General features: G+C 45.7%; 18 protein-coding genes. 13 read left to right on the plus strand and 5 right to left on the minus strand.

From position 1 onward, the window contains the following. The first annotated feature begins 16 nt into the window (after window positions 1–16). The 9 genes from B0475_RS12975 (at window position 17) to B0475_RS13015 (ending at window position 10535) form a co-directional block, all read left to right on the plus strand. Window positions 17–814 (plus strand): hypothetical protein, encoded by a 798-nt coding sequence (locus B0475_RS12975; RefSeq protein ID WP_077412294.1) that lies wholly within the window; start codon window positions 17–19, stop codon window positions 812–814. Between the two features lie 14 nt (window positions 815–828). Beyond that, window positions 829–1458 carry a DUF4124 domain-containing protein gene (locus B0475_RS12980; RefSeq protein ID WP_198538267.1) on the plus strand — a complete coding sequence of 210 codons (630 nt, stop codon included), beginning with the start codon at window positions 829–831 and terminating at the stop codon, window positions 1456–1458. Between the two features lie 134 nt (window positions 1459–1592). Then, window positions 1593–2759, plus strand: a complete 1167-nt coding sequence (locus B0475_RS12985; RefSeq protein WP_077412296.1) for an acyl-CoA dehydrogenase family protein — start codon at window positions 1593–1595, stop codon at window positions 2757–2759. Between the two features lie 3 nt (window positions 2760–2762). Next, on the plus strand, window positions 2763–4997 hold the full coding sequence (locus tag B0475_RS12990) for a thiamine pyrophosphate-dependent enzyme (protein WP_077412297.1): 2235 nt from the start codon (window positions 2763–2765) through the stop codon (window positions 4995–4997). A gap of 1 nt (window position 4998) precedes the next feature. Then, window positions 4999–5886 carry an adenylate/guanylate cyclase domain-containing protein gene (locus B0475_RS12995; RefSeq protein WP_077412298.1) on the plus strand — a complete coding sequence of 296 codons (888 nt, stop codon included), beginning with the start codon at window positions 4999–5001 and terminating at the stop codon, window positions 5884–5886. 81 nt (window positions 5887–5967) lie between these two features. Further along, on the plus strand, window positions 5968–6801 hold the full coding sequence (locus B0475_RS13000) for a 5-bromo-4-chloroindolyl phosphate hydrolysis family protein (RefSeq protein WP_077412299.1): 834 nt from the start codon (window positions 5968–5970) through the stop codon (window positions 6799–6801). An 11-nt stretch (window positions 6802–6812) separates the two neighbouring features. Next, window positions 6813–7973 carry a toxic anion resistance protein gene (locus B0475_RS13005; RefSeq protein ID WP_077412300.1) on the plus strand — a complete coding sequence of 387 codons (1161 nt, stop codon included), beginning with the start codon at window positions 6813–6815 and terminating at the stop codon, window positions 7971–7973. A 26-nt stretch (window positions 7974–7999) separates the two neighbouring features. Continuing rightward, the gene (locus tag B0475_RS13010) at window positions 8000–8623 is read left to right on the plus strand and encodes an NAD(P)H-dependent oxidoreductase (protein WP_077412301.1); all 624 of its coding nucleotides are present in this window, start codon (window positions 8000–8002) and stop codon (window positions 8621–8623) included. Further along, entirely contained in the window at window positions 8616–10535 is a 1920-nt protein-coding gene (locus B0475_RS13015) for a cation:proton antiporter domain-containing protein (RefSeq protein ID WP_198538269.1), read from the plus strand. The genes B0475_RS13010 and B0475_RS13015 overlap by 8 nt, the downstream gene beginning before the upstream one ends. Window position 10536: 1 nt before the next feature. Here B0475_RS13015 and B0475_RS13020 read toward each other — a convergent pair whose 3' ends face one another. Next, complete coding sequence (locus tag B0475_RS13020; protein ID WP_077412303.1) at window positions 10537–11391, minus strand: AraC family transcriptional regulator; 855 nt, start codon at window positions 11389–11391, stop codon at window positions 10537–10539. A gap of 104 nt (window positions 11392–11495) precedes the next feature. Here B0475_RS13020 and B0475_RS13025 point away from each other — a divergent pair, with 104 nt between their 5' ends. After that, the gene (locus tag B0475_RS13025; RefSeq protein ID WP_109862397.1) at window positions 11496–11879 is read left to right on the plus strand and encodes a hypothetical protein; all 384 of its coding nucleotides are present in this window, start codon (window positions 11496–11498) and stop codon (window positions 11877–11879) included. Window positions 11880–11896: 17 nt separating this feature from the next. Here the strand turns inward: B0475_RS13025 and B0475_RS13030 are convergent, their stop codons facing one another. Next, entirely contained in the window at window positions 11897–12664 is a 768-nt protein-coding gene (locus B0475_RS13030; RefSeq protein WP_077412304.1) for an exodeoxyribonuclease III, read from the minus strand. A gap of 98 nt (window positions 12665–12762) precedes the next feature. On the opposite strand from B0475_RS13030, the gene pyrE reads away from it, so the two are divergent. The 3 genes from pyrE to B0475_RS13045 all read left to right on the plus strand — a co-directional run bounded on the left by pyrE (window position 12763) and on the right by B0475_RS13045 (window position 16005). Then, window positions 12763–13392, plus strand: coding sequence for an orotate phosphoribosyltransferase (gene pyrE / locus B0475_RS13035; protein ID WP_077412305.1), 630 nt, complete (start codon window positions 12763–12765; stop codon window positions 13390–13392). A gap of 5 nt (window positions 13393–13397) precedes the next feature. Continuing rightward, entirely contained in the window at window positions 13398–14183 is a 786-nt protein-coding gene (locus tag B0475_RS13040; protein ID WP_077412306.1) for a symmetrical bis(5'-nucleosyl)-tetraphosphatase, read from the plus strand. A 142-nt stretch (window positions 14184–14325) separates the two neighbouring features. Continuing rightward, on the plus strand, window positions 14326–16005 hold the full coding sequence (locus B0475_RS13045) for a glutamine--tRNA ligase/YqeY domain fusion protein (RefSeq protein ID WP_077412307.1): 1680 nt from the start codon (window positions 14326–14328) through the stop codon (window positions 16003–16005). 66 nt (window positions 16006–16071) lie between these two features. On the opposite strand, the gene B0475_RS13050 is transcribed toward B0475_RS13045, so the two are convergent. The 3 genes from B0475_RS13050 to B0475_RS13060 form a co-directional block, all read right to left on the minus strand. After that, window positions 16072–16872, minus strand: coding sequence for a DUF1338 domain-containing protein (locus B0475_RS13050; protein WP_077412308.1), 801 nt, complete (start codon window positions 16870–16872; stop codon window positions 16072–16074). Between the two features lie 114 nt (window positions 16873–16986). Then, window positions 16987–18384 (minus strand): asparagine--tRNA ligase, encoded by a 1398-nt coding sequence (asnS, locus tag B0475_RS13055; RefSeq protein WP_077412309.1) that lies wholly within the window; start codon window positions 18382–18384, stop codon window positions 16987–16989. Window positions 18385–18455: 71 nt separating this feature from the next. Then, window positions 18456–19955 carry an aminotransferase class III-fold pyridoxal phosphate-dependent enzyme gene (locus tag B0475_RS13060; RefSeq protein ID WP_077412310.1) on the minus strand — a complete coding sequence of 500 codons (1500 nt, stop codon included), beginning with the start codon at window positions 19953–19955 and terminating at the stop codon, window positions 18456–18458. Window positions 19956–19957: the final 2 nt, after the last annotated feature.

Below are 19957 nucleotides of genomic sequence, written 5' to 3' on the forward strand. Positions count from 1 at the left end.
GCAGCGAGCTAATGACATGAAATTATTGACCATTTTGTTGGCTTTTGCCATGTTCAGGTGGTTGGAAAAGCCCCATTCAATCAAATCGTTTGATTGGGTTGAGTCACTGCACCAATGGCTTGCAAAACGTTGTTCTGGGCTTGATCAGGTTTATGCGTTGACCTTGGTGACTCCTTTATTGGTGATGCTGGTGGCGTTCTCATCAATTCTTGCTTTTGAGCAGGACTCATTGCTTCACCTGCTGTTACATGTGGTTATTGTATATTATTGTTTGGGCCCTGAAACAATGAAAAGCCTGTTGGACAGTCATCATAAAGTCATTGATGAGGTGGCTCAAGGCAGCCAGTCTGAAACAGAACAATTAATCAATCATATGACAGATGCCGCAATGCATCGATGGTTTGGTGTTTTCTTTTGGTATGCTGTGCTCGGGGTATATGGGGCTGTGCTTTTTCGTATGGTTTGTCATCTACAGCAAGTTAAGATTAACAAAGATGATGATTCAATTCGTGCCACTTTAAAACTGCTGGAATTTCCTGTGGCGGTATTGATGACGGTTTCTCTGGCACTGGCCAGTGACTTTGATCGCATCTGGAAGCATTGTAAACAATATTTAAATGGTGAAACCATTCGCACATTGAACAGTCAATTCCTGTATAAGTCCATGGATTATGCTGTTGAACAGTGTGAAGTGGATACAGCGGAAACGCACGATGTGAAAATCATCGGCATCACCACATATACTGTGCTGACCCGCATGTTGGTGGTGTGGCTGGTATTTGCCGCATTAATGGTTATATTTTCGATAGGTTAGAACAAATGAAAAACATGAAATATTTACTGATGACTGTATTGCTGCTGAGCTTCAATGCAGAAAGCGCAAAAATGTATAAGTGGGTGGATGAAAATGGTAAAGTCCACTACAGTGACAGAGTTCCGCCAGATCAGGTCAAACATGCCCGACAAGAACTCAGTGCCCAAGGTGTGGTAAAAGAAGAAGTAGACCGTGCCTTGACGCCAGAAGAACGAGCAGCAAGAGCTGCAGAGATCAAGCAACAAAAAGAACTGGAAGAACAGAAAAGGCTTGAAGTTGAACGGCTGGAAGCTGAACGAAAGCAACTGTTGCGTTCCTACTCAAGTGCTGACCAGATTAAAAGGTTAAAATCTGAACGCATCAACGCTTTACAAAGAAACATACAAATGGCAGAAGAGAATCTGGTGATTCAACAAAAGAATGAACAGGACCTGATGCGCAGAGCTGCTGACAAAGAACGCAGTGGAGAAGTGGTTTCAGATAATTTTTTGAATCAAATGCAGCAAGTCAAAGATCAGATTGAATATCAAAAGCAATTCATCATTGATAAAACTGCTGAAATTGAGACCACCAAAACGAAATATGACCATGAATTGGCTAAATATCTGGAGTATACCGAAGGGCACGGCCAATCGGATTCATGATGCTTGCCACAGTCAGCATGTATTGGTTGACAGACAAGTGATTTAAACAGTTGTTTTAAATTCATCCCCGCCACTACCCCTTCCTGGGTGAGTCGAGTAAAATAATCACTCACTTGACCCAGGAAGATAAACCTATGTCGTCAAAACTCGACAAACTTGACATTTTTAACATCAAATCACTGTTGACTGAAGAAGAGTTAATGGTTCAGGAGTCCATTGGCCGCTGGGTTGATGAACGCATCTTGCCCATCATTGGGCCCGCATTCGACAAGCACGAATTTCCGATGGAAATCATTCCCGAAATGGCAGAGCTTGGATTATTTGGCAGCACCATTCAGGGTTATGAATGCGCAGGTCTTAATTACACTTCATATGGTTTGATTTGCCAGGAACTGGAGCGCGGTGACAGTGGTTTACGTAGTTTTGCTTCGGTACAAAGTTCATTGTGCATGTTCCCGATAGATGCATTTGGCAGTGAGGAACAAAAACAACGCTGGCTGCCACCCATGGCCAAAGGTGAAGTGATTGGTTGCTTTGGTTTGACTGAAGCGCATGCCGGATCAGATCCCGCATCAATGAAGACTCATGCGAAAAAAGATGGTGATGACTGGATCATCAATGGTTCAAAGATGTGGATCACCAATGGGTCAATCGCCGATGTGGCGGTGGTATGGGCGCAAACAGAAGACGGTATTCAGGGATTCCTGCTTGAAAAAGAGATGCCCGGATTCGATACGGAAATGATCCACCGGAAAATGTCATTACGGGCTTCGGTGACTTCAGCATTGTTTTTTGATGATGTCAGGGTTCCTGATGCCAATCGTTTACCCAATGTCAAAGGATTGAAAGGACCATTGAGTTGTTTGTCCAACGCCCGGTATGGTATCTCATGGGGGCCTATTGGCTCCGCACAAGCTTGCTTGCAGGAAGTGCTCGATTATACCGAGGAGCGGGTTTTATTTGACCGCACTCTGAACAGCAATCAAATCATCCAGCAAAAGCTGGCAGACATGTCCAGACGCATCAGCACCGCTCAATTACTGGCATGGCGATTGGGACAGTTAAAGGACAGCGGTCAATTACAACCAACGCAAATTTCCATGGCTAAATGGAACAATGTTCGTATGGCATTGGATGTGGCCCGCGAATGTCGTGACATGCTTGGCGGAGCAGGAATCACCACTGAACATTCAGCCATCAGGCACATGTTGAATCTGGAGAGTGTCATTACTTACGAGGGCACAGAAACCATCCACCAACTGGTGGTTGGGCGGGAGTTAACCGGTAAGAACGCATTCTGACCCATGAGTACAGGTCAAAGTAAAGTCATCAACCGGGCAGAGGTTGTTGATCGTAATTTCATTGAGTATGTTCAACAGTATCAACCTGTTGAACCCAAGCAATCACTGTCAGCAAATGGCCTCACACCAGCTTTGTTTATGCAACTGTTCGAGTCACAAATCAGATCCCGGCAACTGGATCTGATGGCCCGAATCCTCAAACTGGAAAACAAAGTTTTTTACACCATTGGATCTTCGGGTCACGAAGGCAATGTGTTGTTGGGCAATTTGGTCAGGCACACCGATCCGGCTTTTTTGCATTATCGCAGTGGTGGATTGATGATGGAACGTTCCAGACAGGTTCCGGATATTGATCCTATTTGGGATACCTGTTTGTCTTTTGCGGCCTGTGAGGACGATCCTGCTTCAGGTGGGCGGCACAAAGTCTGGGGATCTAAGCCGCTGTGGGTAATCCCGCAAACCTCGACCATTGCCAGTCATTTGCCCAAAGCAGTAGGTTGCGCACTGGGTATTGAATTAGGGCAGCGCAATCAAACTGGATTGCCGGTCCCTGATGATGCCATCGTGTTGTGTAACTTTGGTGATGCCAGCAGCAATCATTCAACTGCACAGGGTGCTTTCAATGCTGCCAGTTGGTCAGCCTTTCAGGGTCTGAAAACGCCGGTATTATTTGTCTGTGAAGACAATGGCATCGGGATATCAGTGAAAACACCGGAAAACTGGATCAGTGAAAACTTCAAATACCGACCAGGGTTACAATATTTTTATGCCGATGGTCTGGATTTGGAAAATGGTTTTCAACAAGTGAAAAGGGCTGTCGACTTTTGCCGTCAGGAACGAAAACCAGTCTTTTTGCACCTGAAAACAACCCGGCTGATGGGTCATGCGGGTACGGATTTTGAGGTGGATTACCGCAACATCAAAGAATTGGAGGCTTGTGAAGCCATGGATCCTTTGCTGTCCTCTGCTGCCAGTGCCATGAACCATGGTTTGATGAGTGCCGAAGCAATCATCACACTGTATCAGGACATCCATCGTGAATGCATGGATAAGGCCAACAAAGCACACCAGAAGAACAGGTTAACCACACTGCAGGAAGTGATGGCCCCATTGGCTCCGACAGACCGGGATAAAGTTCATCTGGAAGCTGCCCGTACCGGTGCGCAAGATGAACGGATTGCGGTTTTTGGCTCACCTAAAGCCTTACCCGAGAATCAACCTGATAAGCACATGGCCATCCAAATCAACCGAGGTTTGCAGGACTTGCTTATGAAGTATCCTGAAACCATCATGTTTGGTGAAGATGTGGCCCAAAAAGGTGGGGTCTATACCATCACCAAACAGTTGTATAAAAAATTTGGGGCCAAGCGCATTTTCAATACTTTGCTTGATGAGCAAACCATTCTTGGCCTGGCTCAGGGCTATGCAACCATGGGCATGCTACCGGTTCCTGAAATCCAATACCTGGCTTATTTCCACAATGCTTGTGATCAGATCAGGGGTGAAGCGTCGAGTTTACAATTTTTTTCAAATGGTCAGTTCAGCAACCCGATGGTGGTGAGAATTGCCGGTTTGGGGTATCAGAAAGGCTTTGGGGGGCATTTTCATAATGACAATTCCATAGCAGCCATCAGAGACATCCCCGGAGTGGTTGTGGCTTGTCCATCAAGGGGTGATGATGCAGTTAAAATGATGCGTACTCTGGTGGCATTGTCTAAGGTAAACCACCGGGTCTCACTGTTCATCGAGCCCATTGCACTGTACATGCAGAAGGATTTGTATGATGAAGGGGATGGTTTATGGAACAAACCTTATCCTGCACCAGAAGAATATGCTCCATTGGGTTCCCCAAGGGTATACAACGCCCAGGCTGAAGATGTCCTTATCATCACTTATGGTAATGGCGTGCTGATGAGTCTGCGCGCAGCCAGGCGCTATCAGAATCAAAGCCATGCGCAGGTAAAAGTGATGGATTTACGCTGGCTTCAGCCATTGAATGCAAAAGCAATCAAGAAACATGCAGAAAAATTTGCTAGAATAATCATTGTTGATGAAGGCCGTCGTTCAGCATGTGTTGGAGAGGGTGTCGTCACCATTTTGGCAGAACAAAACATCCGCCCGACTTACTTAAAGCTGATCACCGGAGCCGATTGTTTCACCCCATTGGCTGATGCGGCTAAATTGGTTTTGCCTGATGAACAACTGATATTTAAAACACTGATTAATTCCGAGGAATAAGTTGACTGGACTGTGCATTTTATTTGCTGATATTGCTGAAAGCACCACGTTGTTTGAAAAACACGGTGATGAAGCGGCCAGAAATGCCATTTCATCGGTACTGGATGTGTTGTTGAAGGAAGCACAAAAGCACCAGGGTGAATTGGTTAAAACCATCGGTGATGAAATCATGTGTGTCTTTCCCAAGGCCAATCATGCATTATTGGCGGCCGTTGACATGCAAAATGCCGTCAGTGGTAATTTTGTGCTGGGCAATCATCCGATCAACATCCGCGTAGGTTTTCACTTTGGTGATGTGATTGAAGAAGACAATGACGTGTTTGGGGATGCGGTCAATGTTGCCGCCAGAATGACAGGTTTCGCCAAAAAAGAACAGGTCATCACCAATTCCATTACCTTTGAACAATGTATTTTGCCACCGTTTCTGAATCATCGTTCTCTGGGTCGAACCAAGGTCAAAGGCAAGTTGTTGCCTGTAGAGATCATTGAAATCATCTGGCAACAGGATACCAGTCAGGTCACAAGGGTGACTTCTGCACTGGACATCAAAGTACCAGTAACCAAGTCTCAGTTGGAAATAGAACTCAATGGCCGCACACAAATAATGACCGATCAGTCACCCACCAAAACCATTGGCCGTGGTGATGATTGTGACATACAGATTGCCATGCTGCTGGCATCAAGATACCACGGTGAAATACAATTCAGTGGCGGGTTGTTTAAATACACCGACGAAAGTACCAATGGCTCATGGGTACAACAGGGTGGTGATGAGCCTATTCGGATACATCGTGAATCCATGGTGCTGCACAATCAAGGAACCATTGCTTTTGGAGAGATGGACTTTTCCCGTCCAGATCAGTTACTCAGCTATAAAATCATTAAATAATATGCTCGACTTCATCAGAAAACTGGCTGGCTTCGGACTCATGACTGTTTCATTGGCCTATGTGGCTGTGCGGATGTTCTGATGCCGGTTAAATATCGCGAAAAAGCCAAGAAATCCATCGTCAAATTCCAATCCACTGCCTGGCTTTTATATACGTATTCATTGTTATTCCTCGGTGCGTCACTGGCACAATTGATACAAGGCAGCCTGATGGGCTTTTTGATATCAGGAGGGGTTTTCTTTGGCAACCTCTTGGCAGCACACTGGATGACCTCTGGTTTATTGAACAGACATCATTACCGGCAACGTCGGTTTGTCATCAAAAAACCTTACCCATTGATGATGTTGTCATCATTAACCCTCGGTGCCTGCTCTTTGGCAGGCAGTTGGCTGGTGGCAGGGATGGGGTTGTTTGAATCCGTTGCTTTTGGGCTGGGTGCAGCGATCGGTTCGGTGTTGTGGTATGGTTTGGATGATACCACTGATTCTTCATTTGGCGGGATTAAAGACCAGGATTCCAGAGAAATACTGGCGCACAGTGAGCAATCGATTGTCAACATTGAACAAGCCAATCAACACATTGCCAACCGTGAGTTATCAGGTTATCTGGAGCGCATTGTAAAGACCAGTCGTGAAGTCATTGATACGCTGATGAATCACCCTGAAAAATTACCTCAGGCCAGACGCTTTTTGCATTCTTACCTGGGAGCCACCGAGAGTGTGATCCAACGGTATGCCAAAACCCATCAATTGGTGGATGATCAGCAATTGGAACAGAATTTTAAACAGGTGCTACAAAACATCGATCAGGTGTTTCTGGAGCAAAACCAAAAATTGTTAGAAAACCAGGTGTTTGACCTGGACGTAGACATTGAGGTGCTGAACACCTTGATGGAAAAGCAAGGCATTAATTGACAGGTGACAAAATGACTGAAAAAGACACAAAAACCGCGACTGAGCAGATTCAGGGCACCATTGAAGGTGAAATCGTACCAGGCGTGATGAATGAAATGGTTCCCTATAAAGACGTTGATGAAGAGGAAAAAGCCCGCATCGATGCGTTGATCAATGAGATCAACATGGCTGATGCCAATTCGGTGATCTTTTTTGGCAGCAAAGCCCAGGAAAAAGTCACTGAAATTTCAGATAAAATGTTGGAAGGGGTGAAAAACAAAGATTTGGGCAGATCAGGTGAAGCGCTCAATGAAATGGTAGCCACCATCAGAGGGTTCGATGTTGATGAGTTAGACCCCAACAAAAAGCCTGGATTCTTTGCCCGTCTGTTCGGCCGCGCTAAACCATTGGTGAAATTCCTGCAGAAGTATGAGGAAGTGCGTAAACAAATTGATAAAATAACCAACAAACTGGAGTCTCACAAAACCACTTTGTTGAAAGACATCACCAGTCTGGATCGTCTGTATGTGGCCAACCTGGAATATTTTCACACCCTTGAAGATTACATCAAAGCCGGCGAGGAAAAAATCCACCAATTACACAGTGAAGCCATCCCTGCGATGGAAAAAGAAGCCGAAGGCAGTGATGACATGTTGTTGGCACAAAAACTCAGGGACCTGCGATCTTCAACCGCTGATCTGGAGCGTCGGGTTCATGATCTGCGACTGACCCGACAGGTTACCTTACAAAGTTTACCGAGCATTCGACTGGTTCAGGAGAATGACAAAGGCCTGATCAATAAAATCAATTCAACCATAGCTAACACAGTTCCACTGTGGCGTCAGCAATTGGCTCAGACTGTGACCATTTGGCGTTCTGAACAAGCGGCGGACACCATCAAAGATGCCACTGATTTGACCAATGAAATGCTGGCTGCCAATGCAGAAAACCTGCAGATGGCCAACCGCAAAGTCAGGGAGCAAATGGAAAGAGGGGTGTTTGACATCGAAGTGGTTAAATTGGCGAACAAGAAACTGATTGAAACCATTGATGACAGCCTGCGAATCGCTGAAGAAGGTCGTGCCAAACGCGAAGGTGCGGTTGAAGAATTACAACAAACCGAAGCTCAGTTAAGAGAAGCATTGCTGTCTGCCAAAGCAAAATACAAAGACATCAGTAATGAGACTGACTGAACATTGTCGATCTACAAGCACCGGAAATGAATAAAGTTCTGGTGCTGTTTGCCCATCCGGTCTACCAAACATCACTGCTTAACAGGACTTTACTTGAAGGTCTGGAATCAACAGCACAGGTCACTGTACATGACTTGTATGAACATTATCCTGACTTTATGATCGATGTGGCACATGAGCAAAATCTGCTCAATGCGCACGATGTCATTGTTTTTCAACATCCTTTATACTGGTATTCATGTCCGGCATTGCTCAAAGAATGGATGGATCTGGTTTTGGAGCATGGTTATGCTTATGGTACGGGTGCCAACGCATTACAGGATAAAATCTTCATTTCATCCATCACTTCTGGTGGTGATGCTGCTAATTATGCAGGTGAACGAAACATCAGGGATTTACTCAAACCTTTTGAACATACCGCACGATTATGTAACATGCAGTTCCTGCCACCTTTTATCACCTATGGTGGATTGAAAATCAAGGCAGGTAATTTTGATCAGCTGCTAACCAAAGAGTACCTGACAGAACAACGCGAGCGATTTCGTGCATTGCTGGATGATCTGGTTCATCAGCGGATAAATGAAGCCAACTGTCTGGCATTTGATACCATGAATGACCGTTTTGATCAGCTGGAAATTCAGCATGACTGAAGCTTTTATCATTGCCAGTTTGTTTCTTGGTATGGCGGTTTTATTGGTGCCATTGGCCAATCGCCTGAACCTGGGTTCAGTACTTGGTTACCTCATTGCCGGTGGTTTAGTTGGTGTGGTACTCAAGCTGGTGGCTCCATGGCTGGGTATGGATTCAGCCCACCTGCTTGAACAGTTGAATCACGCTTCTGAATTCGGTGTGGTATTGATGCTGTTTGTGATTGGCCTGGAAATTCAGCCCAGTCATCTGTGGAAGATGAAAATCACAATTCTCAATGCAGGTGGCTTGCAGGTTTCGCTGACAGCTCTTCTTATAATGATGATTGCCATGTTCGGCTTTGCCTTAAGTTGGCAGGTCGGTTTGGCCATTGGTCTGACCCTGGCTTTGTCATCTACTGCCATCATCATGTCAACATTGAATGAAAAAGGCTGGCAAAACACCATTGGTGGCAAAGCATCTTTTTCTGCCTTGTTGTTTCAGGACATTGCAGTGATACCAATCATTGCGGTGATTCCATTGCTGGCGACAGTCAGTCCCCAGGGAGGGGAACACCTTGCGCATGGCATTGACATCACCACTCATTTACCTGACTGGCTCAAGCCATTGGTGGTGATCGGTGCCATTGTGGTGGTGTATGTATTATCACGTTATTTGATTAACCCATTATTTGATTACATTGCCCGGGCCAGGCAAAAAGAAATATTCACCACTGCAGCACTCGGGTTGGTTTCGGTGATAGCGGCATTGATGTCATTGATCGGATTGTCTCCTGCACTGGGGGTCTTTATCGCCGGGGTTATCTTGAGCGAAAGTGAATACCGGCATGAACTGGAAGTGGATATAGAGCCCTTCAAAGGATTGTTGCTGGGAATTTTCTTCATGACCGTAGGGGCGGCCTTTAACTTTACTTTGTTTGCGGCACAATTCTGGTTGATCATTGCCTTGACAGTGGGCCTGATGGTGCTCAAGGGACTGGTTTTGTACATCGTAGGAAAGGTTCTCAGGTTGCAAAAAATAGAGCATGCCTTGTTTTTCCTGGCGCTGGCTCAGGGCGGTGAATTTGCCTTTGTGTTACTCACCCTTGCTGTGGGCCAGAGTGTCATCGCACCGGCCATTGCTGATACCCTGCGCATTGTGGTGGCCTTGTCGATGGCCATAACGCCATTGCTGTTTTTGTATTATGAGAAAATGCTATTGAAAAAAATCTTGCAAGGTGATGATGTACAAAGGCAAGCCGATGACATCGATGAACATAATAAAGTCATCATTGCCGGGGTGGGGCGCTTTGGTCAAATCGTTGGTCGATTATTGCAATTCAACCAATTCAAGGTGACTGCACTGGATAACGATGCCAACATGATTGATACGTTGCGAAAATTTGGCTGGAAGGTGTTTTTCGGTGATGCCACAAGGATGGATTTGTTGCATGCAGCTGGAATTGAACAGGCTCATTGTTTTGTGATTGCCATGGATGATCCTGAAAAAGTCATTGATCTGGCGGCTTATTTGCATGAACACCACCCAAAATTGAATTTGTTTGTTCGGGCCAGAGACCGCACCACTGCCTATCATTTGTATCAGTTGGGTATTCGGCATATATATCGGGAAACATTTGAGTCATCGGCATCCATGGGAGAAGCTGTGCTCAAACAATTGGGTATGCGTGCCTATCAGGCTAAGCGAGCGAAACTCAGGTATCAGCATGAGGATGAGATTCTGACCCGTAAAATGGCCCAATCATACTTCGAGAAAGATGAGAAAGGCCATGTGCTCAACGTGCAGGAACAATTGGACAATGTGGCCAATATCCTTGCCAATGATCAGCACATCAAACAATACAGTCTGAGTCAGGACACTGGCTGGGATGAACATTCGTTGATCAATGACCTGGGCAATCAAAAAGCTGATTGAGTCAGCTTGCTTGTTTTCTGAACTGTCCTGGAGTCATGCCATATTGCTTTTTAAATACTTTGATAAAAGCCGCTTCAGACTGATAACCAGAGGATAAAGCCACCTGCCAGACAGATGTGTTTTCTGATATCAGTAAATGCCTGGCGTGCTCCATGCGCCAGTGCGTCATGTATTGTAATGCCGTCATGCCCACCATTTTGCTGAACAGAGCAGCAAATTTAGACCGGGACATCGCTGCTTTGCCGGCCAGTTCAGCCAGGCTCCAGGCATAATCAGGTGCTGCATGAAAAGCCACCAGTGCATGAGCCAGTTGAGGGTGGCTGAGTCCATAAAGTAACCCTGTTTTGTACACATGGCTATCCTGTGCAGAGGTGATGTGGTACCGAATGATATAAATGAACATCACTTCTGCCAGCTTATCCAGTACCAACTGACGGCCATCATCCTGGTTTTCAGCTTCTGTCACAATTTGTTGAAACAAGCCCTTGAATCCTCTGCAATGTTCCATTTCATTGGCTTTGATGTGTAGTACATCCGGCAGTGCATCAAGAATCGGGTTGTTGATGTGGCTGAAGGTTAATTGTCCACAAATCAGTGTGGTAGATGATTCGTTGTTTGATTCCGGGCTGATCAGTTGGTGTGGGCAGTTACGCGGAAAAAAGATCAAGTCACCTGCGTTCAGATGGATCGGTTGCAAATGGTCCATCTGTAGCTGACAGTTGCCATAAGCAATGACATGAAAGCTGCTGTTGTTGGTTGGTTCTGGTGACACTCCCCACGGAGCGCAAAATTCAGAATGCAAATATATGTTGGCATCAAAATGTATGGCTTTGAAAATTTCTTGTACAACATCCATTGGACTAATGAGCTATTAATAAAGATTATCTGACATGTATCGTATCATTAAATTCGTAATATTGGACCTGTGAGTTATTATTATCAATCAACAGGAGTATTTTTATGAATCAGATTAAATTATTTTCACTGATGGGACTTTTGGCCCTGTCATTTTTTTCTGCATGGCCGGTAATGGCTGAACAAGCCAGGCAAGTGAATGGTGTGACTACCATTCACCTGGATCAATATGGCGGTTATTTTGAGACCAAAGAAACCCTGGGGTCTCTGAAAGCCGGTACATATGAGTTTGTGGTGACCAACAAAACCAATAAACTGGTGGGTTTTCAATTGCAAAACAACAAAACCCATGCACAACTGGATAAATTTCCGCTTGAGCCAAACCAAAGCCGTGTATCACGCGTTGAGATCACCACAGATGGGTTTCGCTTCAGGTGCCCGATCAATCCCACACCATGGTATGAAATTGATCATGTCAAAAGTCAGTAAGCCAGGGCTGTTTTCACTCAGAGGTCGTATTCAATGACCACTGGTGCATGATCAGAAAAGCGTTCATCTTTATAAATATGAGCGCTTTTTACTTTGTCCTTTAAACAGGGAGAAGTGATGTGGTAATCGATTCGCCAGCCGGTGTTATTGGCCCAGGCCTGCCCCCGGTTTGACCACCAGGAGTATTGGTGTTCTCCTGGTTCAGCTACGCGAAAAGCATCGACCAGATTCTTCTGTTCAAACAAATTGCTCATCCATTCCCGTTCTTCGGGTAAAAATCCCGAATTCTTTTGGTTGCCACGCCAGTTCTTGATGTCAATTTTCTTGTGGGCGATGTTCCAATCTCCACAAACCACGAAGGGCTTGTCTTTGTTTTTTAAATTGTCCAGCACTGGTTCCAGGCGTTCCATGCAAAGGTATTTGAATGCCTGCCTTTCTTCTTTGGCTGACCCTGATGGCAAATACAATGAGGCCACGATCAGATCTCCTAAATCCACTTCTACCCAGCGCCCTTCCTGATCAAACTCAGGCCAGTCGATGCCGTAGCGTACAGTTTGAGGTTGGTGCTTGGTGTAGATGGAAACCCCGGAATAACCTTTTTTAACGGCATCGGCCTGATAAAAATGATGCCCTGCCGGCACGAAGAGTTTGGGATCCAGTTGATGCAGCTGTGCTTTGGTTTCCTGAATACACACCACATCGGCTTCCTGTTGCTTCATCCAGTCAAAAAAACCCTTACGTTGGGCTGCACGAATGCCATTGGCATTGAGGGTAATGATTTTCATGGGTCAAATAAATTGAAAAGGTTAATTATAACATTTCAGGGCTTGAAAAATAGCCGCAGTTCTCCGATGATAGTCGCTCATTCATCACTGTATTTACTATGAGCGTAGCCCAGGATTTTCTGGCATTGGCCATCCACAAAAATGTCCTTAATTTTGGTGAGTTCACCCTCAAATCAGGCAGGGTAAGCCCTTATTTTTTCAACGCCGGATTGTTTGATGATGGTCATTCTTTACTGAAACTGGGACACCATTATGCCCAGACCATTCGTCATTCCGGTATCGAATTTGATATGTTGTACGGACCCGCTTACAAAGGCATTCCACTGGCCACCACAATTGCTGTGGCCTGGTATGAGTTGTATCAGGAAAATCTGCCAGTGGCGTTCAACCGCAAAGAACGGAAAGACCATGGTGAAGGAGGACAGCTGATTGGTGCACCAGTCCGGGGCAGGGTGCTGATCGTTGATGATGTGGTCTCTGCAGGCACTTCAGTGCGTGAATCTATTGAGCTTATCAGCCAGCATGATGCCAGTGTGGTTGGAATTGCAGTGGCCCTGGACAGGCAGGAAAAGGGGGCAGGTGAGTTATCTGCCATGCAGGAATTACAGCAACAGTATGGCTTACAAACCATCAGCATAGCTAACTTGTCCTCATTATTTGAATACCTCAAAGATGACCAGGAAACGCTGAAGAAAGTGCAGAGTTATCGTGATCAATATGGTGTCTGACTGAGATGGCCACTTACGTCATCGGCGATGTACAAGGGTGTTTTGATGCACTGATGAAACTCATCAGGAAGATTGGTTTTGACCAGCAATCAGACCGGCTGGTTTTTTGTGGTGATCTGGTTAACCGCGGTGGTCGTAGCCTGGATACATTGCGCTGGATTTATGCCCACCAGAGATGCTGTCAGACTGTGTTGGGAAATCATGATCTCAGTTTGCTGGGTCGTTTTTATAAAAACCCTGGAAGCGTATCAAACAAAGAGTTTAAAGCCATTTTCAGGGCTCCGGATGTCAGCTTATTGATGGCATGGCTGATGCAATGTCCCTTGTATCTGGATTTGGGCGAGCAGGTGGTGATTCATGCCGGACTCTATCCGGGCTGGGACCTCACCGCATTCAAGAAGCTGGCTGATGATACCCATGTTGAGATGAACCGCCATCCAACTGCTTTTTTTAATGCCATGTATGGCAACAATCCAAAGAGCTGGGACCCTGAAGTGGATGAGCCGCTCAGACATCGTTTTGTGATCAATGCCACAACCCGTATGCGGTTTGTTAAGACTGACCTGTCTTTGAATTTCACAGAGAATAAGAAGCAGCCCAAGTCAGCCTCTTTAAAACCCTGGTTTACTTTCCCTGTCATCCAGTCATTACCACAACACATTATTTTTGGTCACTGGTCGGCGCTGGGATTGTATCAGGATCAGCATGTCACGTGCCTGGATTCCGGTAAGGTGTGGGGTGGTCAGCTCACTGCCATGAGACTGGAAGACCGGCAATTATTCAGCGTCTGATGAGCATGGGTTCTTCCCACAGGTCATGTGCCTGCAGTCAGTCCTCTGATGGCCACAATTAAAACCATCATGAAGCTCGATTTTTCAGCAGTTTGCTGGCAAAATATGGCGCTTTACACGTTGATAAAACTGACCGCGACTGATGACTGATAAAAACGTTACCGAAAACTTCATCACCCACATCATTGATGAAGATCTGGCCAATAAAAAACACAACCATGTGGTTACCCGTTTTCCACCAGAACCCAATGGGTACCTGCACATCGGGCATGCCAAAAGCATCTGCCTGAATTTTGGCGTCGCTGCTGATTACCAGGGAACCTGTCACTTGCGATTTGACGACACCAATCCTGAAAAAGAGAGCAGGGAGTATGCAGAATCGATTCAGCGGGACATTCAGTGGTTGGGATTCGATTGGAAAACCAATCAATTTCATGCGTCTGATTATTTTGATCAGTTGTATGCCTATGCTGAAGAGCTGATAGAAAAAGGCCTGGCATATGTCGATGACCAGACCCCGGAAGAAATGCGGGAAAATCGTGGCGATTTCAACCGCCCGGGTGTGAACAGCCCTTTTCGCGATCGCAGTCCTGAAGAAAACCTCGCTCTTTTCAGGGCGATGAAAGCCGGTGAGTTTGCCGATGGTGCCAGGGTGTTGCGGGCTAAAATTGACATGCAGTCAGGAAACATCAATATGCGTGATCCGGTGATTTACCGCATCAGGCGTCTGCACCACATCAACACCGGTGACAAATGGTGTATTTACCCTATGTATGATTTCACGCATTGCATTTCTGATGCGATTGAAGGCATCACCCATTCGTTGTGTACCCTTGAATTTGAAGATCACAGGCCATTGTATGATTGGTTCCTGGATCACATAGACATTGATTGTCATCCACAACAGATTGAATTTTCCCGCCTTAATGTGTCTTTCACCATCACATCAAAACGACGGTTGAGTAAATTGGTCGAAGAAGGCATCGTTGATGGCTGGGATGACCCACGGATGTCAACCATATCAGGCTTGCGCCGACGTGGCTACCCACCAGAAGCTATACGTGATTTTGTTAAACAGGTTGGAGTCAGTAAAAAAGAATCTGTGATTTCCATGACTGTGCTGGAAGATGCGATTCGTCATCACCTGAATCAATCCGCCCCCAGGGTCATGGGCGTTTTGCGCCCTTTGAAAGTGGTTATTGAGAATTATCCTGAGGGTCAGGTTGAAATGCTCAACGGAGCCAATCATCCACAGAACGAATCCTTTGGCAGCCGACAAATACCTTTCAGTCGGGAGATTTATGTTGAGCAAAGTGACTACAAAGAAAATGCCAATCGTAAGTTCTTTCGATTAACTGAAGGCAGGGAAGTGCGCTTGCGTCACGCTTATTACATCACTTGTCGTGAAGCCATCAAAGACGAACAGGGTAATGTGGTTGAATTGCGCTGCACCTATGACCCGGAAAGCCGTGGCGGTACAGCTGACGGACGCAAAGTTAAAGGTACCATCCATTGGATTTCGGCGGAACATGCTGAGCCCATCGAAGTGCGTTTATATGACCGACTGTTTAACCATCCTAAACCAGCCTCATTGGAAAACTTCACGGATGCGATTAATTCTGAATCCCTTGAAATTCTTCCCAATGCCATGTTGGAGCCAGGCATAGCAGACCAGGACAGCGAGGTGGTTTATCAGTTTGAGCGCAATGCTTATTTCAAAAGGGATAAAACCCATGAGACCGATAAACCGGTGTTCAATCAGGTGGTTTCCATGCGGGATTCCTGGTCGAAAATTGAACAGGAAGTTAATGAAAGCAACTGATGCTTGATGTAACACCAAAAAGGGCTGTTGAAAAACAGCCCTTTTTTTATTCCGCTGTGGTAGACATCATTGGGTGTCGGTGCTTTCAAATATTTTATCAGCTGAGGCTGCAATAAATCCCTGGTACAAACGACCAGTTTCAGTGGGGTAGCGCTTTGCGAATTCATAAAAACAACTGGGCACCAGGTGATTGACGTCACTGAATTCCAGGTTAACCATTGGAGCCATGGTTGATGACTGCTCTAACAATTGTTCAGGAGTTCCCTTGATCAGCCCTCCTGATTCATTCATGGCAAAATCATGATCTATGATGAATTGATTCAGGCTTTCGATATCAAAAAATGTGGTCAGGTGATTTATGGAAACGGTGAAATGGTTGGCACGGTACCCAAAAGCCGCCGTCCAGGCAGCGTATTCGCTTTCCTGAAGTAAAGCAATGTATTGAGAGAAACTCAATGACCAGGGTCTGCCACTGTACAGAAAGTCAGGTTCCCTGACTTGATCTGGAGTGACTTGTTCATCGAGTTCACGGATGGTGTCCTGTAAATCATTTGAAAATTGTTCAGTGAGTAATTCAGAAATGAATATTTTTGGCAGGTTTGCATTTTTGGCATGTTCAAAATGATAAGCACGCAGTTTTTTAGCGACAAAGTCATAATCACCGCGATTTTCGTAACCCATGGCAAGAAAATGATCGCTGAGGACATCAATACCTAATTTTGAAGTGTTGAATGTACGTAATGCCACATGGTCATTAACCACGGTTTCACCGCGGTCTTCCAGTAAAGCATGAATGGCCTTGGCTTGTGGATTGATGGCAGTGTATTGTTGCCACAGGTGGGTGAAAAATTCTTCGACGACGTGCATGAATGCTCAGTTTATTAAATCCGCGTATTATAATAAATTAAAACTAGAGTAATAAACCCAGACCTGTAAAAAAGGCAGCGTGAGCTGCCTTTTTTCTGATCAGTTCAAAGTCTGTTAAAAACGCGCAGATCCAGGTGTTCTCGGAAATGGGATCACGTCTCTGACATTTGACAATCCAGTCACATAACTCACCAAGCGTTCAAAGCCTGCACCGAAGCCGGCATGTGGCACCGTTCCATAACGCCTCAGATCAGTATACCAGCTATACTCGTCAGGGTTGAGCTGATGCTGTTCCATGCGTTTTAGCAGATAATCCAATCGTTCTTCACGCTGAGCACCACCCATGATTTCACCAATCCCTGGAACCAGGACATCCATTGCAGCGACGGTCTTACCATCGTCATTCATGCGCATATAGAATGGCTTGATTTCTTCCGGGTAATTCATTACCACAATGGGTTTTTTGAAATGCTCTTCTGTGAGGAATCGCTCATGTTCTGTTTGCAAATCCAGCCCCCATTCAACCGGGTATTCAAATGTTTTGCCTGATTTTTTCAGAATCTCCAGAGCGTCTGCATAATCAACCCGTTCAAAGTGATCATCACTGAGTGTTTCCAATCTGGCAATGGCTGTCTTATCCACAAAACCATTGAAAAAGGTCATGTCATCCATGTTGTTATCCAAAACTTGTTTGATGACAAATTTGAGAAAATCTTCACCCAATTGAGCGGCATCATTCAAATCAGCAAATGCCACTTCTGGTTCAATCATCCAGAACTCAGCTAAATGCCTTTGGGTGTGTGAATTCTCGGCGCGGAAGGTAGGTCCGAAAGTGTAGACCTTGCTCAGCGCACAGGCGTATGTTTCTGCATTCAATTGCCCGGATACCGTCAGGTAGGCTTCTTTTCCAAAAAAGTCCTTGGAAAAATCAACTTTTCCTTTGTCGTCCTTGGGCAGGTTCATCAGGTCCAGCGTAGAAACCCTGAACAAATCGCCGGCGCCTTCACAGTCACTGGCTGTGATGATGGGGGTATGCAACCAGAAATAACCATTTTGGTTGAAGTATTGATGCACGGCTTGAGCCATCGTGTTGCGGACCCGCAACATGGCGCTGAAGGTGTTGGTACGGGGTCTGAGGTGGGCCACTTCACGCAAAAATTCCATGGTATGGCGTTTAGGCTGAACCGGATAAGTATCCGGGTTCTCAACCCAGCCGACCACTTCAACCTGGTCAGCATGAATCTCAAATTTTTGACCTTTTCCACCGGATTCAACGAGTTTACCCTGCACAATCACCGAACACCCGGTAAATAATTTGAGCATGTCATCGTAATTATCCAGTTCATTGTTGGCCACGACCTGGATGCCATCGAAACAGGAACCATCATGTACCACCAGAAATGAAAAACCGCCTTTGGAGTGACGGGTGGTTCGAATCCAGCCTTTGATCTCAACGGCAGTGTCTACGCCGACGGTGTCATTCAACAAGGCTTTAATTGCATGGGTTTGCATAGGTTTGTAACTCCTTATAAGAAAGCCACTGGCCTGCAGTGGCTTTCATTATTAACTGAATCGGATTGTCTTCAGCTGGCTTTATCCAGCGAATTGGCTTTTGGTCCATTGATCAAAGCCTGTTCAACACCGTTGACGATCAAATCAACTTCTTTTTCGGTGATGTTGAAATGAGGGGTGAAACGCAATGAATTTTCACCACCATGAATCACTCCCAGACCGTGATAACGCAGGTATTCTTCGATGCTGTTTTTGCCGTAGGCTTTGTATTGTGGGTCCAACTCGCATGAAAACAGCAGGCCAGTACCTTGCACATTGGTGATTTCCCCATTCATTTTTTCTGCCAGTTGCTTCAGTTTGCTGACAAAAAGTTTGCCTTTTTCGCGGATGTTTTCTCTGGTTTCAGCCGTCAACTGAGTCAAGACATTGTAGGCCACATCCAAGGCTTTTGGATTGGCTGTCATGGTGTTGCCATAGATCCCAACCACGTACATGCTGGCAGCTTTTTTGTTCAGGGCCAGTACCGACAGTGGGTAATGACCTGCATTCAGGGCTTTTGAATAGGTTTCCATATCAGGTGCCGGCAGGTTTTCAAATCCCGGGTAATCGCAAATCGACAAACAACCCTGGGCACGCAGACCAGCCTGGATTGAGTCCACCAGGAACAACGTACCATGAGCTTCGGTCAATTCTCTGGCAGCCAGATAAAACTCCGGAGTCACGGCCATACCTGGGTTGCCTTCACCCATGACAGGTTCCATAAAGAAGGATTCAATGAACTCATTGTTGTTGGCAGCATCATCAAAAGCTTGTTTCAGTGCATCAACGTCATTGATGGGTATCGTGATCAGGTTATTTCGACCCTGAAATGATGCCAGGTTCTTTTTGTAGGATTTCAGAGAGGAGTCTGAGTATTGGGCAGGGCGATCTGTGCGGCCGTGAAAAGCACCTTCCAAGGCCATGATTTTGATGGTTTTGCCATAATTTTCACCATTGATGCCAGTTTGTCTCTTGGCATTGACATCGGAGATTCTGGAGGCCACAGTGACGGCTTCAGAACCTGAGTTCATGCAGATGAATTTTTCAAATGGACATACCTCATGGGCCACACCAATTTCTTTTTTCAGCAGGTCAGACAACTGTCTCTGGTAGTAGCTAGGTGTCATGATGTTGGCCATCACATGAGGTTTGGCCATGGTTTGCAAAACATGGTCAGCAGCATGACCAGCACCCAACATGCCGTATCCGCCACTGTCATGTAACACGGCTCCTTTGAGGGTGATAACCCACGGGCCTTTGCCAGCCAGTGCCACGTAAGGGTTTACGGCATCAGCGGCATAAAAGTTGATGAAATCTTTGTGGATGAAACTTAACTGTGCTTCTTCATCCATATCAATCAACTCAGGATAAAGGCTCTTTACCTGCTGAAATTCTTTCATCGCCAGTTCAATGGCGGTCACCAATTGCTCATCTGAAGCGATGAAATCCTGGATCACTTCGTCACTCAATCCATGGGTTAATACGGATCCTTGTGCACTTCTCAACTGAAGTAAATGATTAAATACGGTCATTC

Source organism: Marinicella sediminis (assembly GCF_002000055.1).
GTDB lineage: Bacteria > Pseudomonadota > Gammaproteobacteria > Xanthomonadales > Marinicellaceae > Marinicella > Marinicella sediminis.

Excerpts from the sequence above, each read along its gene's own strand:
- B0475_RS12975 (WP_077412294.1), top strand. The coding sequence starts at position 17 with ATGAAATTATTGACCATTTTGTTGGCTTTTGCCATGTTCAGGTGGTTG.
- B0475_RS12980 (WP_198538267.1), top strand. The coding sequence starts at position 829 with ATGAAATATTTACTGATGACTGTATTGCTGCTGAGCTTCAATGCAGAA.
- B0475_RS12985 (WP_077412296.1), top strand. The coding sequence starts at position 1,593 with ATGTCGTCAAAACTCGACAAACTTGACATTTTTAACATCAAATCACTG.
- B0475_RS12990 (WP_077412297.1), top strand. The coding sequence starts at position 2,763 with ATGAGTACAGGTCAAAGTAAAGTCATCAACCGGGCAGAGGTTGTTGAT.
- B0475_RS13000 (WP_077412299.1), top strand. The coding sequence starts at position 5,968 with ATGCCGGTTAAATATCGCGAAAAAGCCAAGAAATCCATCGTCAAATTC.
- B0475_RS13005 (WP_077412300.1), top strand. The coding sequence starts at position 6,813 with ATGACTGAAAAAGACACAAAAACCGCGACTGAGCAGATTCAGGGCACC.
- B0475_RS13010 (WP_077412301.1), top strand. The coding sequence starts at position 8,000 with ATGAATAAAGTTCTGGTGCTGTTTGCCCATCCGGTCTACCAAACATCA.
- B0475_RS13015 (WP_198538269.1), top strand. The coding sequence starts at position 8,616 with ATGACTGAAGCTTTTATCATTGCCAGTTTGTTTCTTGGTATGGCGGTT.
- B0475_RS13020 (WP_077412303.1), bottom strand. The coding sequence starts at position 11,391 with ATGGATGTTGTACAAGAAATTTTCAAAGCCATACATTTTGATGCCAAC.
- B0475_RS13025 (WP_109862397.1), top strand. The coding sequence starts at position 11,496 with ATGAATCAGATTAAATTATTTTCACTGATGGGACTTTTGGCCCTGTCA.
- B0475_RS13030 (WP_077412304.1), bottom strand. The coding sequence starts at position 12,664 with ATGAAAATCATTACCCTCAATGCCAATGGCATTCGTGCAGCCCAACGT.
- pyrE (WP_077412305.1), top strand. The coding sequence starts at position 12,763 with ATGAGCGTAGCCCAGGATTTTCTGGCATTGGCCATCCACAAAAATGTC.
- B0475_RS13040 (WP_077412306.1), top strand. The coding sequence starts at position 13,398 with ATGGCCACTTACGTCATCGGCGATGTACAAGGGTGTTTTGATGCACTG.
- B0475_RS13045 (WP_077412307.1), top strand. The coding sequence starts at position 14,326 with ATGACTGATAAAAACGTTACCGAAAACTTCATCACCCACATCATTGAT.
- B0475_RS13050 (WP_077412308.1), bottom strand. The coding sequence starts at position 16,872 with ATGCACGTCGTCGAAGAATTTTTCACCCACCTGTGGCAACAATACACT.
- asnS (WP_077412309.1), bottom strand. The coding sequence starts at position 18,384 with ATGCAAACCCATGCAATTAAAGCCTTGTTGAATGACACCGTCGGCGTA.
- B0475_RS13060 (WP_077412310.1), bottom strand. The coding sequence starts at position 19,955 with ATGACCGTATTTAATCATTTACTTCAGTTGAGAAGTGCACAAGGATCC.